Origin of the sequence: Pseudohongiella sp. O18, assembly GCF_021729085.1 — a bacterium.
Classification (GTDB): domain Bacteria; phylum Pseudomonadota; class Gammaproteobacteria; order Pseudomonadales; family Pseudohongiellaceae; genus Pseudohongiella.
The window spans coordinates 617,797-629,872 of sequence record NZ_JAJSAR010000002.1 but is presented as its reverse complement, the minus strand read 5'-3'; the positions used below and the strand labels follow the sequence as shown (position 1 = coordinate 629,872).

Annotated in this window: 9 protein-coding genes; 4 read left to right on the top strand and 5 right to left on the bottom strand. The window is 56.0% G+C overall.

The genetic code is table 11. The features are described from left to right. The first annotated feature begins 41 nt into the window (after positions 1 to 41). Entirely contained in the window at positions 42 to 665 is a 624-nt protein-coding gene (locus LVD14_RS10165; protein ID WP_237133973.1) for an inorganic pyrophosphatase, read from the top strand. A gap of 10 nt (positions 666 to 675) precedes the next feature. Here the strand turns inward: LVD14_RS10165 and LVD14_RS10160 are convergent, their stop codons facing one another. Both LVD14_RS10160 and LVD14_RS10155 read right to left on the bottom strand, forming a co-directional pair. Beyond that, positions 676 to 1,650, bottom strand: a complete 975-nt coding sequence (locus LVD14_RS10160; protein ID WP_237133972.1) for an XdhC family protein — start codon at positions 1,648 to 1,650, stop codon at positions 676 to 678. 60 nt (positions 1,651 to 1,710) lie between these two features. Beyond that, on the bottom strand, positions 1,711 to 3,111 hold the full coding sequence (locus tag LVD14_RS10155; protein WP_237133971.1) for an MATE family efflux transporter: 1,401 nt from the start codon (positions 3,109 to 3,111) through the stop codon (positions 1,711 to 1,713). A gap of 397 nt (positions 3,112 to 3,508) precedes the next feature. Here LVD14_RS10155 and LVD14_RS10150 point away from each other — a divergent pair, with 397 nt between their 5' ends. Both LVD14_RS10150 and LVD14_RS10145 read left to right on the top strand, forming a co-directional pair. Next, positions 3,509 to 4,519 carry a response regulator gene (locus LVD14_RS10150; protein ID WP_272907269.1) on the top strand — a complete coding sequence of 337 codons (1,011 nt, stop codon included), beginning with the start codon at positions 3,509 to 3,511 and terminating at the stop codon, positions 4,517 to 4,519. A 12-nt stretch (positions 4,520 to 4,531) separates the two neighbouring features. Continuing rightward, the gene (locus LVD14_RS10145) at positions 4,532 to 5,509 is read left to right on the top strand and encodes a diguanylate cyclase (RefSeq protein WP_237133969.1); all 978 of its coding nucleotides are present in this window, start codon (positions 4,532 to 4,534) and stop codon (positions 5,507 to 5,509) included. An 18-nt stretch (positions 5,510 to 5,527) separates the two neighbouring features. Here the strand turns inward: LVD14_RS10145 and LVD14_RS10140 are convergent, their stop codons facing one another. The 3 genes from LVD14_RS10140 to LVD14_RS10130 are packed head-to-tail and all read right to left on the bottom strand — an operon-like array spanning position 5,528 to position 10,108. Then, entirely contained in the window at positions 5,528 to 6,028 is a 501-nt protein-coding gene (locus tag LVD14_RS10140; protein ID WP_237133968.1) for a methylated-DNA--[protein]-cysteine S-methyltransferase, read from the bottom strand. Further along, a complete protein-coding gene (locus LVD14_RS10135; RefSeq protein ID WP_237133967.1) occupies positions 6,025 to 8,199 on the bottom strand; it encodes a PQQ-dependent dehydrogenase, methanol/ethanol family in 2,175 nt (724 codons plus the stop codon). Before LVD14_RS10135 ends, LVD14_RS10140 begins: the two co-directional genes overlap by 4 nt. 46 nt (positions 8,200 to 8,245) lie before the next feature. Next, a complete protein-coding gene (locus LVD14_RS10130) occupies positions 8,246 to 10,108 on the bottom strand; it encodes a PQQ-binding-like beta-propeller repeat protein (RefSeq protein WP_237133966.1) in 1,863 nt (620 codons plus the stop codon). Between the two features lie 278 nt (positions 10,109 to 10,386). Here LVD14_RS10130 and ilvD point away from each other — a divergent pair, with 278 nt between their 5' ends. After that, the gene (gene ilvD / locus LVD14_RS10125) at positions 10,387 to 12,066 is read left to right on the top strand and encodes a dihydroxy-acid dehydratase (protein WP_237133965.1); all 1,680 of its coding nucleotides are present in this window, start codon (positions 10,387 to 10,389) and stop codon (positions 12,064 to 12,066) included. Positions 12,067 to 12,076 lie beyond the last annotated feature (10 nt).

Genomic DNA, 12,076 nt, shown 5'->3' with positions numbered 1-12,076 from the left:
TTGTCAACCATTCACCTACTGACACAGGATACTGATCGAAGATGAGCAAAACCAAGTTTTCCCGCTGGCGCCCTCACCCATGGCACGGCATTGCTGCTGGCCCGGATGTTCCGCGTATTGTTACCGCCTACATTGAAATCAGCCCCTTTGATCAGATGAAGTACGAAATTGACAAGGATTCGGGATACCTGTGCGTCGACAGACCTCAGCCGACTTCCGCACAACAGCCCACGCTGTATGGGTTTATCCCGCGGACTTACTGTGGCGATCGTGTACGCGACCTGATGCCTGGCGCTGAATGTGGCGACGGTGACCCGCTGGACATCTGTGTGATCAGCGAGCGGGCCATAGACCGTACTGAAATTCTGATGAAAGCAAAAGTGGTTGGTGGCCTGCCAATGAACGACGGTGGTGAAGCTGACGACAAAATTGTCGCCGTCCTGGTTGACGACCCGGCGTTTGGCCATGTCAATGAAATCAGCGAGCTGCCGCCCATCATGATTCACCGCATCGCCCACTACTTCCGCACCTACAAGATGGTGCCCGGCAAAGAAAACAAGGTCACAATTGGCGAGCCTTACGGCTTTAACCGCGCGGCTGAAGTCATTGCAGCATCAATGGCCGACTACGATCAGGACTATGGTCACCTGCAAGAGCAAGAGTGATTGCGAGCGGTCAGGCTTTTATTCCATGCCTGACCGCAGTAACCTCGGCAAGGATCGCGATAGCGATCTCAGCCGGGGTTTTGCTGCCAATCTGGAAGCCAATCGGTGCATGCAGGCGATTGATCTCGTCCTCAGATAGTCCCAGTTCCGGCAGTCGCTCGCGTCGATTGGCCGAGGTCCGGTCAGAGCCCATGGCTCCAATGTAGAACGCCGGCGTCTTCAGGGCCTCCATCAACGCCATATCGTCAACACGTGGATCATGTGCGAGAGCAATGATGCCGCTGTAGGGATCGCTGAATCCATCACGCACCAGATCGTCCGGCAACTCTGTTGACAGGTGCACCCCCTCAACGTGCCAGTTATCCAGATAGGCGGGGCGTGGATCACAAAGCGTCACCTCATAGTCCATTACCAGCGCCAGTTCTGCCACATAGCGGGCGACATCTCCGGCACCCAGCAACAGCAGTTTGTAGCGGGGACTCAGACTGTGGATCATCTGTTGCTCATCAACCAGCACCGCCTCGTCCGAGGTTTCAGCAAGTGTCGTCACCGCGCCTGACGCCAGGTCAACGCGACGGCTGATGGGGCGATGGTTATTGAGCGCCTGGTCCAGCGCATCGAAAACCTGGCGCTGTGCGTCGTCCGGCGCCAGGAACTCTACCAGCACGTGCAGTTGTCCACCACAGGGAAGGCGCAGGCGCGCCTGCTCTTCAGCGGACACGCCATAATGAACCACAAAGGGTCGGGGATTTTCCTGGTATTGCTGCTTAAGGGTGCCGTCCCGCAGCTGCTGCAAAAAGTCTTCTTCAATACAGCCACCAGAAATCGAACCTACCAGCTCGCCATCAGGCGTGCAGGCCATCATGGCGCCGACAGGACGCGGTGACGAGCCCCAGGTCTTGAGGATGGTACATAACCATACGGCTTTATCCTGACGAAGCCAGGCGGCGACCCGGTTGATGATGTGGTGTTGACTGCTTTGCATAACTATCCTGACTTTTTGAGTTTGAGCGATACTACGTTCAACGCAGCGATGACGGATTCCTCAGACATAGCGCGTCTTCCAGCTGCCCCGCATGAACAGCACAATGCCCAGAACACTCATCGTGGCATCGGCAATAAAGACAGACCAGTATACACCCTCTGGCCCCCAACCGGCTCCCTGAGAAAGGCTCCAGGCAAGTGGAATCTGCACGATCCAGAAGGCGGTTACGTTCATCCAGGTCGGGGTCATGGTGTCACCGGCGCCGTTGAACGCCTGGGTTACCACTGAGCCTATCGCCAGAAAAACAAATCCATAACTGAGGATGCGCAGGCTCTGGATGCCGTTTCTGACTACCTCGGGGTCCTGGCTGAAAAAGCTCATGACCCAGGATGGCATCAGTATCAGCACCAACGCCACTGCCCCCATGTACATCAGGTTGTAACGCGCCACCTGCCAGACTGTGCGTTCTGCCCGATCTGGTTTTCCGGCCCCGAGGTTCTGCCCTACCAGGGTCGCAACAGCATTACTGAGCCCCCAGGATGGCAGGATCACAAAGAGAATGACTCGGATGGCGATCGTGTAACCCGCCACCGCATCGGCGCTGTTAAGCGACACCAGGCGCATTAAAAACACCCAGCTCGCTGTGGCAATCAGGTACTGCGCGATGCCACCAACCGATATCCGGCAAAGTTGCAGCACAATGCCGAGTCTGAGAACAAGATCTGACAAGGCCACCCGAATTCTGCGGTTGTGCGAGCACAGATAATAAAGCTGGTAGGCAACCCCGACGCCACGCCCGATATTGGTGGCCACCGCAGCACCCGTCAGCCCCATTTCCGGGAAAGGACCCCAGCCGTAAATCAGCATTGGGTCCAGGACTATGTTGATACCGTTGGCCAGAACCAGCGAGCGCATGGCGATACTGGCATCACCTGCGCCACGGAAGATGGCATTGTTGAGGAACAGAAAGACGATCGTAAACGCGCCACTGAACATGATGCGCGTATAGGTTTCGCCCGTCGCAATGACATTGTCACTGGCACCCATCAGAGCGAGTATGCGATCGGCGTAAAAGAACCCGAGCACCCCCACCACGCTCGACACAAACAGACCAATCCAGAGTGCCTGTCCGGCCGCCTGGGCAGCAGCGAGTTTGTTCTGTTCACCAATTCGACGGGCCACCAGTGCGGTTGCGGCCATGCTGATGCCAATCGCGACAGCGTACAGCAGAGAAATCACTGCTTCGGTCAGGCCAACGGTAGCAACCGCATCCGCGCCGAGCCCGGCAACAAAAAAGATATCCACGATCGCGAACACCGACTCCATGGCCATTTCCAGAATCATCGGAACGGACAGCAGGAAGGTGGCGCGTGCGATCGAGCCTTCTGTGTAGTTGATGCTGGCATTACCCACCAGCGCTTGTTTGAACAGGCTCAGACCTGCTTTTAATTTTGCAAACATGTTTCAAATCCGGTAGTCGGACGCAGTCATGTCAGCCGCTGCCGGCATCATTCCGATGTGCTGAAAGCTCTGACTGGTCTGGAATACAAAAGGTCGGGTGCGTGGAACCCGGGTTTAATACCGAAGGTGAAACAATGAGGCGGGGTTTAATGAGAAAGTGAAATGCGTCGATGCGGAGCGATCACATTAAATTCACAACACTCCTTGTCTCACCAGGCTGCTGCTATCTTTAGTCGTACCAGCTTCATGGAAATCTACTCCTGTGTAGTTACTCAATAGAGTTCATCGAAGTATAATCCCGAATTCTGTCGCTTGTCTTTACCTAAATTTGTCACAGTGTGTTACAGTAGAGGGCTTTTGACAGCGATCTCCAGCAACGTATCGGAACCACCCACGGATGACCTTACCCGTATTAATATGTGACGACTCCAGACTGGCACGACGCCAGATGGCGCGTTCACTCCCGGAAAACTGGGATGTTGAAATCACCTTTGCCGAGAACGGCCAGGAAGCCATCGACATGATCCGCCAGGGCAAGGGTGATCTGCTGTTTCTGGATCTCAACATGCCGGTAATGAATGGCTACGAAGTGCTGGAAATCATCCGACAGGAAGACCTGCCAACACTGGTACTGGTGGTTTCCGGCGATATACAGACAGAGGCTCGACGGCGCGTCATGTCCAAGGGGGCACTGGACTTTATCAAAAAGCCCGTAACCGCTGATCAGATTCAGGAATTGCTCGAGCGCTATGGCATCTATGATGCCGCTGCCAATGAAGACGCCCACGCCCACATTGTTGACGGTGACGCGCTGCAATCACCTGACTTTAAGGAAGCTTTCCGCGAAGTCATCAACGTCGCCATGGGACAGGCTGGCAGCCACCTTAGTGACCTGCTGGACACCTTTATTGGGCTGCCAGTACCTGATGTGCTCGAGTGCGCGTATAAAACACTTCCGCGACACCTCAGCTATGCAGATGGTACCGGAATGAGTGCTGTATCCCACGGTTTCAGTGGCAATGGCATCGCTGGCGAGGGTGTGCTGCTGATGAGGACCGACCAGATGAGCGAACTGCGCACACTGGTCGCCAGCGACCTGCCAGCCAAGGCCGATACCGATGCCGGCATTCTGACAGATCTTTCTGAGCTTCTGGTCGGGGCCTGTCTAAAAGGCATCAGCCAGCAGCTCGATCTGGATTTCAACCACAGCTACCCTGCTGTGCTGGGCCACAACCTGCAATGCGCTGAATTACTGGACAGTGAGCACAACGAACAGGATGTGCTCGCTGTCACCATCACCTATCAGATGATGCATCCGGTTCTGGAGTGTCACCTGCTGCTGTTGCTGACTTCCGATTCCATACCCGCACTGACCAGCCGTGTTCAGCTGATCAGTGCGTCTGACTGACGAGACACCTGCATGCCACTTCAGACATTGTCATCCGAATCCCCTGACAGCACCCAGCGCCTGCATCTGCTGATGCAGCTTTTGCAGACACTGGACAATGGCCTGATCCTGCTGGACGAGAATTACAATGTACAGCTGTGGAACAGCTTCATGGAGAACCACAGCGGTATCCCCATCAGCGACGCCCGTGATCGCAATCTGTTCGAGCTGTTTCCTGACCTGCCGCGCAGCTGGCTGACCCGGAAAATTGACTCTGTTTTCAAGCTTCAGAGCCGGGCGTTCTGCACCTGGGAGGAACATCCCAGACTATTTGATTTCAAGAGCACACGCCCGCTGACAGGCCACTCTGACAAGATGTACCAGAACGTCACGCTGATCCCGCTGCACGGCCTCAACAACACGGTTTCACAGGTCTGCCTGCTGATCTATGACGTGACTGAAATAGCCACGCGGAAAAAAGAGCTTGAGGCCGCCAATGACACCCTCAAACTTGTCAGCCGCACCGACAAGCTGACAGATGTCTTCAACCGTGGCTTCTGGGAAGAGTGTCTTGAGCAGGAGTTTCTGCGCTGTAAACGCAGCCAGCGACCTGCCTCCCTGATCATGTTCGACATCGATCACTTCAAGACATTTAATGACACACATGGTCATCAGGCCGGAGATGAAGTTCTTCGCGTGGTTGGCCGTCTTCTGAAGCGATTCCGACGTTCAACGGATACTGCCGGGCGTTACGGTGGCGAAGAATTCGGCATCATTCTGCCCGAAACCCATATCGACCAGGCATTGGTATACGCAGAGCGCTTGCGCAAAAAACTCTCCGATACTGTTATCGAGTGGGAAGAAAAGAGCCTGCGCGTCACAATAAGCCTGGGTATCAGTACGCTGAACCCTGACATGAACGCCTATCAGGAGTGGATAGAGAAGAGCGACCAGGCGCTCTATCTGGCCAAGAAAGCCGGACGCAACCAGTCACATGCCAACAGAAGCTAAGCAAGGTCTGTGGAGCAGCTAACCCAGTAAATCAAATGGCGAGTGCTGCTGTTCTAGCACCAGCAACTGCCGCTTGCAAGCCAGCCCTCCCCCAAACCCGGTTAATGAGCCGTCACTGCCAATAACGCGGTGGCAGGGAATGACTATTGGAATGGGATTCTGCCCATTGGCTGCACCAACTGCACGGCTGGCATCAGGCCTGCCTATCTGCCTGGCGATGTCACCGTAACTGGCTGTAGCGCCATAGGGAATCTGTTGCAGGGCCTGCCAGACCTGGCGTTGAAAATCAGTGCCCTGCGGCGCCAGATTCAGATCAAAAGATTTTAACTCCCCAGCAAAGTAAGCCTGCAGTTGTTGCTTGACCTGTTTGAATGCTTCATTGCGACGCATCCAGTCAGGTTGAGGCTGACGCGCAGCCTTGCCAGAGGGAAAACCAATCAGCGTCAGTGCACTGCCATCTCCGGCCAGCAGCAGACTGCCGACCGGAGACTCGTAGACACTATAGTAAGTAGTGCTCACTGTTGTGAGCGCAGCTCATCTGACAGCGCGATTGCGCGGGAAATGACATATTGCCGGATAGCGGCAGAGTCCGACGGTTCCAGCTGACCGGAGAATGAGACCATGCCGCCGTCCGCCAGTTCACCTTCCAGCACTACCGCATTCCACTCTTCCAGGTCATGCAGGCGCTCGGAATAACGCAGATCAGGGAACACGCCGGCGCCATCACTGGCCGCATTGTTACCGTGACAGACGCTGCAGAAGCGACCGTACGTCTGCTCGCCCTGAGCCAGCATCTCATTGTTGGCAACAAGCGCCGGAGGATTCAGCTCCTGCTCTTCCGCTACCGCGATTTCGGTCGGCAACTGGTGATCACCCTGCAGTGCGTAGACCAGCACACGGGAGTTGTTGCTGGATTCACGCGTGGTAGATCCAATCGCACCCGGTCCAACCTGTGGCAAGGCGCGTGAACCTGTCACTACCGCAACATACTGGGTGCCATCCAGCATGTAGCTGATCGGTGCTGCCACGGTGTGGGATTGCGTGATGTGCGACCACAGGCGCTCACCATCGGTATCGCGATAGGCAACAAATTCGCCAGCCGCGTTGCCCTGGAATACAAGGCCGCCAGCAGTGGACATGACACCGGCTGCTGCAGTTGGCACCAGCTGCGGTTGCCGCCACACCTCGCGCTGAGCTACCGGATCCCACGCCAGCAGGTAGGCACTGCGCTGCGGCGCGGCGTCGCCAGCCGCTGCTACCAGACGTGCGCCTTCAGCCATGTCGGTACCGGTGTTCCAGCCGCGCTCAGATCTCTCAAATTCGGGCTGGGCTACGTAACCCATGTAGTTTTCAGTTGCAGGCAGATACACAAGATTGGTTTTCTGGCTGAATGACATGGGATACCAGTTGTGTCCACCCAATGCACCGGGTGACACGATGACTGGCACACCTGTTTCATTGTAGCGTGCCTCAGGAATTTCGACGGGTCGGCCGGTTTCCAGATCAATATGGCTGGCCCATGTTACCGGCACGAAGTTTTCGGCAGACAGCAGACGCCCCGTCAATGCATCCAGGACATAGAAAAAACCGTTCTTGGGCGCCTGCATCACAACCCGGCGTGTTTCACCGCCGATATTCAGGTCAGCTACGATGATCTGCTGGGTAGCCGTGTAGTCCCAGGTCTCGCCAGGTACGGTCTGATAATGCCAGACGTAACTGCCGTCATCAGGATTGACCGCCACAATTGACGTCAGGAACAGGTTGTCACCGCCGCCGGGGCTGCGCAGTGACTGGTTCCAGGGAGAGCCGTTGCCCACGCCGATGTAGAGCAGGTTTGAATCGGGATCGTAAGCCATGGAGTCCCAGACGGTGCCACCGCCGCCCATGACCCACCACTCGCCGGTCCAGGTATCGGCCGCCCACTCCAGCTCCGGCTGTTCAAACCCATCCTCAGGGTTGCCCGGTACCGTGAAGAAGCGCCACATTTCGTCGCCATTGTTGGCATCATAGGCGGTGATGTAACCACGTACGCCGTATTCACCACCGCCATTACCTATAATGACCTTGCCATCGATGATGCGCGGCGCGCCGGTAATAGTATAGGGCTGGCTCTGATCCGTGGTCACCACACTCCAGACCTGTTCACCAGTATCGGCGTCCAATGCAATCAGGCGACCATCCAGCGCGCCGAAAAAGACTTTGCCATCCCATACTGCAACGCCACGGTTGACCACGTCACAGCAGGCGTCTACGCCTCGTGCACGATCCACTTCCGGATCAAATTCCCAGAGCAGCTCGCCAGTACGCGCATCATAGGCTTTCACCATGCTCCAGGCAGTGGTGACGTACAGCGCACCATCCACCATGATGGGTGTTGCTTCCTGACCACGGCTGGTATCGAGGTCTGCTGACCACACCAGACCCAGGTCAGAGATAGTGTCTTCGTTGATCTGATCCAGCGGTGAGTAGCGCTGTTCCCAGTACGAGCGTCCAGTGGACATCCACTGGCCGGGTTCGTTATCCGCATTAACCAGTCGCTCGGTAGTCACCGACGCCTGATAGGCCGGATAGGATGGCGTCTCTACCGGCGCGCTTTGCGTTTGCGTGGGAGCAGTCTGCTCTGCAGGACCGCAGGCTGCCAACAGTAAGGCGGCAGCGGCCACCAGACCCAAGTGTGTTTGTTTGATCATCTATTCCCCCTGCTCACAGCAGACTGTTTTGTTATTTTTCGAGTTATTATTCAGATCGCAGCTTGAAGACCAGAATCGCATTGCCTGGCATCTGGCTGAATGTTGCGTAACCAGAACTCACTACCATATATTCGCCAGAGAGCACCGGACCGGTGGCATCGATGGAACCACCTCGTGTCTCCACATTATTGATGGTCTGATAGTCCTGAACCGTGTTGAATTCCCAGACCAGCTCGCCGGTCTGCGCATCGTGTGCAAACAGATAACCATTCAGTGAGCTGGCAATCACAACATCGTCACTGCTGGTAGCCGGGCCAGAGTAGGCCTCCATGCAGCCCTGCTGTCCTTCCTGACAGCGCTCAGGTGCCGGTGCATACCAGAGCACTTCACCGGTTTTCATATCTACAGCGTGCAGGCCGGGCATCGGGGTGATGCCGTTGCTGTTCAGACCACCGCGATCAGAAACCGGCACATACAGCACATCACCATCAAAACTCATACCCCAGTGGATGCCACCCAGCGCGCCACCACGTCCCACTCGTGTTGACCACAGCAATTCGCCATTGTTATCGGGATCCAGTCCGACCAGGACTGCACCCTTGGTACCGGCGACCACGATATCCTGCCCGTTGGACAGGGTTGTTGTCACGATAGGTGCACCGATGTCGACATCCGGACCAGCGTCCGGGCAGTTGGGGTGCTCACGCCCCAGCGCACAGGCCATGGTAAAAGCATCATCGGCTGTGGTCTGATGGATCCATTCGATATCACCACTGTCCATATTAAATGCAATCACCGAGTCGCTGCTGTTGCTGGCCGGGCGACTGTAGTTCTGCCCGGTGCCGGCATAGACGATGCGGCGCTCGGGGTCGATACTCGGGGCCTGCCAGATAGGCGCGCCCGACGGAGCATAGAATGGGTTGCCGAGACTATTCTCACCTGCCAGTGTTGCCTCTTCCATGACATAGGTATGCCATAGTTTGATACCGGTATCGAGATCAAACGCCGCAACATTACCGCGGAACGTACAGCAGTGATGGTCAGGTCGACCGGCAGCACTGACTTCAGCCGAAGACACTGGCACAAAGATTTTGTTGTCATAAACAACGGGTGAACCTGTGCTGACCGCGTAAGGATGCGGGTCAACTTCGGCGCTCCACTTCAGCTCTCCAGTCCGCGCATCCAGTACATGCAGCTGGTTCGACACGTCGGCGATCACTGCCAGCCAGGTGTCATGTGTACTGGAGAAAGCGATGGTGACCGCGGCCCGCACTTCGCGTGGTGCTTCAAAGGTCCAGTAGTCACAACCAGTTTCCAGGTCCATGGCGCGCACTTCACCACTGGTGCTGCCCAGGATCATCACATCATTAATGATGGTTGGCTGGGCGCGTGCGACGGATGCGTTTTCCAGCCCGTATGCCCAGACCAGCTCCAGTTGATCAATATTGCTGGCGTTAATGGCGGTGCCCGTCGCAGCCTGGTGGCGGGGATTGCTCAATCCGTTCCCCCAGCCATTCCAGTTACTGGCAAGTGACAGGTCAAATTCTGGCATGGGCAACTCGCAGCGGGACGATGCGACGGACATTTCAGTGCTCTCCTCGCGCATCGGTTCGCCGGCCAGATACTCGGACAGGGCAATACGCTGTTCAGCCGTCAGCGCGGCGCCCTGCGGTTGCATGATACCTTCTGTCAAAGCACGAAAAATGCTGTTCGCGGTATAAGTTGTCAGAGAGTCGCGAGGTGGAGTCCGGTCATCCTGTGGGGCGGTATGACACATGGCACAATACTGGGTATAGAGACTGTCACCATCCAGATTTTCCGCAGCCTGAACACCAGCCACCAATGCGGCATTAACCAGCAATGAGCCAACGAATAGCGATGCGAGCAAGCGCCGACTGTGTTTTAACATACCACTCCCCTATCAACATAAAACGTCATATTAGGCGTACACATTCTTGGTTTACTGTAATCAGTAATGCCCTTCTGAGAACGACCGGCAAGGCATCTGATTTTTCCTTCGATGTTACCGCAATCGCCCATCAAAGCGAACACATGATCGATCTGCCGAGTGTTGGATACGGCAAAGTCATACGCTTCTGGCCCTCGGACAGCCCGATGGTGTATAGTTCGCGGCAAGAAAGTCCCTGCCATAACAAGCACATGCAAGCCCTGAAGGAGTGACAGCCGATGAGTAACGATAAGACACGCAAATACTCCAGCCAGGTTGTCGATGGTGTCGAGCACGCGGCAAGCCGCGCCATGTTGCACGCCGTCGGTTTCACGCGCGAAGACTTCCGCAAACCCCAGGTCGGAATTGCCTCCACCTGGAGCATGGTGACGCCGTGCAACATGCATATCAACGACCTTGCCGAGCACGTCAATCGAGGCGTCGACAGTGCCAGCGGCAAGGGTGTCATCTACAACACGATCACCATATCCGATGGCATATCCATGGGTACCGAAGGCATGAAGTACTCTCTGGTGTCCCGGGAAATCATTGCCGACTCGATAGAAGCGGTATCCGGCTGCATGGGGCACGATGGCATCATCGCTATTGGCGGCTGTGACAAAAACATGCCTGGCTGCCTGATGGGGCTGGCAAGGTTGAACCGCCCTTCTCTGTTCATTTATGGCGGCACCATCCTGCCAGGCAAAAACCACACTGACATCGTCTCGGTTTTTGAAGCGGTGGGCGGTCATGCAGCTGGCAATGTCTCCGATATAGAACTGCGCCAGATCGAGGAAACCGCCATCCCTGGCCCCGGCTCCTGTGGTGGCATGTATACAGCCAACACCATGGCCTCTGCAATCGAAGCTCTCGGCATGAGTCTGCCTAACAGCTCAGCCCAGAATGCCATCTCCAAAGAAAAACAGGACGACTGCCTGAGGGCGGGTGCGGCCATCATGAATCTGATCGAACGGGACATCAAACCCTCCGACATCATGACACGGGCAGCCTTTGAAAATGCCATCAAGGTCGTCATTGCGCTGGGCGGATCCACCAACGCTGTGCTGCACCTGATTGCTATGGCACACACGATCGGCGTGACCATCACGCTGGATGATTTCAGCAGAATCGGAAAAACCACACCAGTGCTTGCCGACCTTCGCCCCAGCGGTCAGTACCTTATGTCCGAGCTGATCGAGATTGGCGGCATCCAGCCATTGATGAAGCGCATGCTGGATGCCGGCATGCTGGATGGCAACTGCCTGACTGTAACGGGTAAAACGCTGGCGGAAAATCTGGCTGATGTGGCGCCCTACCCGGAAGATCAGAAAATAATCTATCCTTTCGACAAACCCATCAAGAAAGACAGCCACCTGGTGGTCATGAAGGGCAACCTGGCCCCCGAAGGTGCCGTCGCCAAGATCACTGGCAAGGAAGGCCTGACCTTTACTGGACGAGCACGCGTGTTTCAGTCGGAAGAAGACTCTCTCAAGGGTATCCTTGATGGCAGCGTTGTCTCAGGTGACGTGATTGTTATTCGTTACGAAGGCCCGCGCGGCGGACCCGGTATGCGTGAAATGTTGAGCCCCACATCCGCCATCATGGGGCGTGGCCTTGGCAAGGATGTGGCACTGATCACAGACGGCAGATTCTCTGGTGGCAGCCATGGGTTCGTGGTCGGTCATGTGACGCCGGAAGCCTTTGCCGGTGGCCCCATCGCCATCGTAGAAGATGGCGACCAAATTACCATTGACGCAGAGACGTGCCAGATCACACTACATATTGACGACAGCGAAATAGAAAACAGATTGAAGAGTTGGCAGCCCCCAGCCCCTCGCTACAAGCGTGGCGTGCTGGCAAAATACGCGCGCACCGTTGCCTCGGCGTCCGAGGGCGCTGTCACTGATCGCGATATATAAAGGGGCTCCA

Coding starts and splice junctions, on each gene's coding strand:
- LVD14_RS10165 (WP_237133973.1), top strand. CDS start 42: ATGAGCAAAACCAAGTTTTCCCGCTGGCGCCCTCACCCATGGCACGGC.
- LVD14_RS10160 (WP_237133972.1), bottom strand. CDS start 1,650: ATGCAAAGCAGTCAACACCACATCATCAACCGGGTCGCCGCCTGGCTT.
- LVD14_RS10155 (WP_237133971.1), bottom strand. CDS start 3,111: ATGTTTGCAAAATTAAAAGCAGGTCTGAGCCTGTTCAAACAAGCGCTG.
- LVD14_RS10150 (WP_272907269.1), top strand. CDS start 3,509: ATGACCTTACCCGTATTAATATGTGACGACTCCAGACTGGCACGACGC.
- LVD14_RS10145 (WP_237133969.1), top strand. CDS start 4,532: ATGCCACTTCAGACATTGTCATCCGAATCCCCTGACAGCACCCAGCGC.
- LVD14_RS10135 (WP_237133967.1), bottom strand. CDS start 8,199: ATGATCAAACAAACACACTTGGGTCTGGTGGCCGCTGCCGCCTTACTG.
- LVD14_RS10130 (WP_237133966.1), bottom strand. CDS start 10,108: ATGTTAAAACACAGTCGGCGCTTGCTCGCATCGCTATTCGTTGGCTCA.
- ilvD (WP_237133965.1), top strand. CDS start 10,387: ATGAGTAACGATAAGACACGCAAATACTCCAGCCAGGTTGTCGATGGT.